This window comes from Sphingomonas jinjuensis, from assembly GCF_014197105.1.
GTDB lineage: Bacteria > Pseudomonadota > Alphaproteobacteria > Sphingomonadales > Sphingomonadaceae > Sphingomonas > Sphingomonas jinjuensis.
In genome coordinates this window covers 1-3,568 of the sequence record NZ_JACIEV010000026.1, presented here as the reverse complement: position 1 = coordinate 3,568, position 3,568 = coordinate 1, and the positions used below count along the sequence as shown (strand labels likewise).

General features: G+C 55.5%; 1 tRNA gene and 2 rRNA genes. All 3 read left to right on the top strand.

The window, feature by feature from the left end:
* Positions 1-123 precede the first annotated feature (123 nt).
* The 3 genes from GGQ80_RS18210 (at position 124) to GGQ80_RS18200 (ending at position 3,434) form a co-directional block, all read left to right on the top strand.
* Positions 124-2,952 (top strand): 23S ribosomal RNA (locus tag GGQ80_RS18210).
* Positions 2,953-3,161: 209 nt separating this feature from the next.
* A 5S ribosomal RNA gene (gene rrf, locus GGQ80_RS18205) occupies positions 3,162-3,276 on the top strand.
* Between the two features lie 81 nt (positions 3,277-3,357).
* Positions 3,358-3,434, top strand: a tRNA-Met gene (locus GGQ80_RS18200).
* The last annotated feature ends 134 nt before the right edge of the window (positions 3,435-3,568 follow it).

Genomic DNA, 3,568 nt, shown 5'->3' with positions numbered 1-3,568 from the left:
CATCCATACCAAGAGGGTATCCTTCGGGATGCCTGGTAAAGCCACGCTACACTGCTCTGCCGAGTTTCGTGTCGCCTCCTCGATGAGGAGCGATCCAGTGTTGTCGTTGGTGGTGTGGACTCTCAAGCGTGAGGTAAGGGCAATTCGTGGATGCCTTGGCATGTACAGGCGATGAAGGACGTGGCACGCTGCGATAAGCTGTGGTGAGGTGTGAGCAACCTTTGACCCGCAGATTTCCGAATGGGGAAACCCACTCATCCTGATTATCAAGAGCTGAGCCGCTTGGCGGCACGCTTGCATAGCGTGTCGGCTGGCGGCGTGGTGCTTGGTAATGAGGAGTGAGTATCTCGAGACTGAATACATAGGTTTCGAGAAGCGAACCCGGGGAACTGAAACATCTCAGTACCTGGAGGAAAAGACATCAACCGAGATTCCGTTAGTAGTGGCGAGCGAACGCGGACCAGGCCAGTGCCTCTTGTTCAACTAGCAGAACGATCTGGAAAGTTCGGCCGTAGCGGGTGACAGCCCCGTATGCGACAGTGAGACAAGAGGACTCGAGTAGGGCGGGACACGTGAAATCCTGTCTGAACATGGGGGGACCACCCTCCAAGCCTAAATACTCGTACATGACCGATAGCGAACTAGTACCGTGAGGGAAAGGTGAAAAGCACCCCGATGAGGGGAGTGAAACAGTACCTGAAACGGATTGCCTACAAGCAGTTGGAGGGTCTTTAGGGCCTGACAGCGTACCTCTTGCATAATGGGTCTGTGACTTAATGTATCAAGCAAGCTTAAGCCGATAGGTGTAGGCGCAGCGAAAGCGAGTCTGAATAGGGCGACAGAGTTTGATGTATTAGACCCGAAACCCGGCGATCTAGGCATGACCAGGATGAAGGTGGGGTAACACCCACTGGAGGTCCGAACCGATTAACGTTGAAAAGTTACCGGATGAGTTGTGTTTAGGGGTGAAAGGCCAATCAAGCCGGGAAATAGCTGGTTCTCCGCGAAAACTATTGAGGTAGTGCCTCGAGTGATTACCGTAGGGGGTAGAGCACTGGATGGGCTAGGGCTGCGCGAGTGGTACCAAACCTAACCAAACTCCGAATACCTACGAGTACAGCTCGGGAGACAGACGGCGGGTGCTAAGGTCCGTCGTCAAAAGGGAAACAGCCCTGACCTACAGCTAAGGTCCCCAAGTCGTGTCTAAGTGGGAAAGCATGTGGGAATCCCAAAACAACCAGGAGGTTGGCTTAGAAGCAGCCATCCTTTAAAGAAAGCGTAACAGCTCACTGGTCTAAACAAGGGTTCCTGCGGCGAAGATGTAACGGGGCTCAAGACACGCACCGAAGCTTAGGGTGTGCGCTTTATAGCGTACGCGGTAGCGGAGCGTTCCGTAAGCCTGTGAAGCGATCTGGTAATGGGTCGTGGAGGTATCGGAAGTGCGAATGCAGACATGAGTAGCGATAAAGAGGGTGAGATGCCCTCTCGCCGAAAGACCAAGGGTTCCTGCGCAAGGCTAATCCGCGCAGGGTGAGCCGGCCCCTAAGACGAGCCCGAAGGGGGTAGTCGATGGGAACCACGTTAATATTCGTGGGCCTGGTGGTGTGTGACGGATCTTGTGTGTTGTACGTCCTTATCGGATTGGACGTGCTTCGAAGAGGTTCCAGGAAATAGCCCCACCGTATAGACCGTACCCGAAACCGACACAGGTGGTCAGGTAGAGTATACCAAGGCGCTTGAGAGAAGTGTCCTGAAGGAACTCGGCAAATTGCCTCCGTACCTTCGGAAGAAGGAGGCCCTCACTATGCGCAAGCATTTTGAGGGGGCACAGGCCAGGGGGTAGCGACTGTTTAGCAAAAACACAGGGCTCTGCTAAGTCGGCTTCAAGACGACGTATAGGGCCTGACGCCTGCCCGGTGCCTGAAGGTTAAGTGGAGGAGTGCAAGCTCTGAAATGAAGCCCAGGTAAACGGCGGCCGTAACTATAACGGTCCTAAGGTAGCGAAATTCCTTGTCGGGTAAGTTCCGACCTGCACGAATGGCGTAACGACTTCCCCACTGTCTCCAGGACATGCTCAGCGAAATTGAATTCTCCGTGAAGATGCGGAGTACCCGCGGTTAGACGGAAAGACCCCGTGCACCTTTACTGCAGCTTCAGAGTGGCAGTGGACAAGAACTGTGTAGCATAGGTGGGAGGCTTTGAAGCATTGGCGCCAGCTGATGTGGAGCCATAGGTGAAATACCACCCTGTTGTTGTTTACTGTCTAACCTCGTTCCGTGAAACCGGAACAGGGACCCTCTGTGGCGGGTAGTTTGACTGGGGCGGTCGCCTCCTAAAGAGTAACGGAGGCGCGCGAAGGTTGGCTCAGGCCGGTTGGAAACCGGCTGTTAGAGTGCAATGGCATAAGCCAGCCTGACTGCGAGACTGACAAGTCGAGCAGAGACGAAAGTCGGTCATAGTGATCCGGTGGTCCCTCGTGGAAGGGCCATCGCTCAACGGATAAAAGGTACGCCGGGGATAACAGGCTGATAACCCCCAAGAGCTCATATCGACGGGGTTGTTTGGCACCTCGATGTCGGCTCATCACATCCTGGGGCTGGAGCAGGTCCCAAGGGTTTGGCTGTTCGCCAATTAAAGTGGTACGTGAGCTGGGTTCAGAACGTCGCGAGACAGTTTGGTCCCTATCTGCCGTGGGCGTCGAAATTTGAGAGGAGTTGACCCTAGTACGAGAGGACCGGGTTGAACGTACCTCTGGTGTACCTGTCGTCGTGCCAACGGCGCAGCAGGGTAGCTATGTACGGACGGGATAACCGCTGAAAGCATCTAAGCGGGAAGCCTCCCTCGAGATAAGATTTCATAGGACGGTCGAAGACCACGACCTTGATAGACCGGATGTGGAAGTGCGGTGACGCATGGAGCTAACCGGTACTAATTGTCCTATTCGCGCTTGAGAGTCCCACACCATCACCGACAGCCCTGGAACGGGCCCATCAAAGTGCTACTTTGACGGGATCCCTAGGCTGACGCGTGACGGCACGTGGATGATATCCAGCCAGACAACGTAAAAGTGCATCGATTTGAACCCGCTGACCTGTCCGTGCACACGCCTCAAGCGTGTGCCCGAGCAGCTCAGCACCTTCGCGAGATCACCGGCTTCATTGCTTGGTGGCCATAGCGTCGGTGACCCACCCGATCCCATCTCGAACTCGGCCGTGAAACCCGACAGCGCCAATGGTACTACTGCTCAAGCAGTGGAAGAGTAGGACGTCGCCAGGCATTGCAGCCGGTGCTCGCGAACACATAGAACCCATTCACATGCCCTACGCCGTGCCCGCCCGCACGGCGTCACCACCTTGGCGCGGGGTGGAGCAGCCCGGTAGCTCGTCAGGCTCATAACCTGAAGGTCACAGGTTCAAATCCTGTCCCCGCAACCACCGCCATAGAACTCCCAACGCCGCCCGTCGGGGCGGCGTTGTCGTTTATGGCCCACGCCGCCAAATCGGTAACTCGCTGACCTGCTCCCCGTTTTCAGGCCACTGATAAGTTAGCTTCGGTGTCCTTATGCCCT